Raw genomic sequence first — 693 nt, forward strand, 5'->3', positions numbered from 1 at the left:
CGAGAACCCCGCCCAGGTTGTAGCCCACCGCCGCCCCCGTGCAGCGCACCCGTGGCTCGTACAACTCCGGCAGATACGCGCCCAGTACGGCGAACATCGTGATGAACGCCAGCAGCCCGACGACGAACCCCAGGAACATCAGCAGCGGCTCGGCCGTGCGCAGCAGCGCCACCATGGGAAACATCCACAGCGCCGCCGCCGCGCACCCGGTCAGGCACAGCGGCCGCCGCCCGTAGCGGTCGCCGAGCATCGCCATCAGCGGTGTGGCCGCGCCCTTGACGGCGACGGCCGCCATCACGCAGCCGAGCATCACAGTGCGGCTCACCCCCAGCCGCTCCGTGGCGTAGGCGAGCGACCATGTGGTCACGGCGTAGAAGAGCGCGTACCCGACGGCCAGCGCCCCCGCGGTGAGCAGCAGCAGCCGCCAGTGCCCCCGCACCACCTCCGCCAGCGGCACCCGGGCCCGCTCGCCCCGCTCCGCCAGTTCCCGGAAGTGCGGGGTCTCCGCCAGCGAGGAGCGCAGCAGCAGCCCGCCCACAGCGAGCACCCCCGCCACCCAGAACGGCACCCGCCAGCCCCATTCCAGGAACCGGGTGTCGTCAAGACCGGCCGACAGCGCCAGCATCACGCCGTTGGCCAGCAGGAATCCGATCGACGGGCCCGCCTGCGGGAAACTCGCCCACAGGCCCCTGC

At 72.7% G+C, this 693-nt stretch carries 1 protein-coding gene; it reads right to left on the reverse strand.

Annotation, left to right across the window (positions count from 1 at the left end):
* The coding region (locus tag GUY61_RS38755) for an MFS transporter (protein WP_166634954.1) at window positions 1-693 on the reverse strand (693 nt) is incomplete at both ends.

It is taken from the genome of Streptomyces sp. GC420, from assembly GCF_009916105.1.
GTDB lineage: Bacteria > Actinomycetota > Actinomycetes > Streptomycetales > Streptomycetaceae > Streptomyces.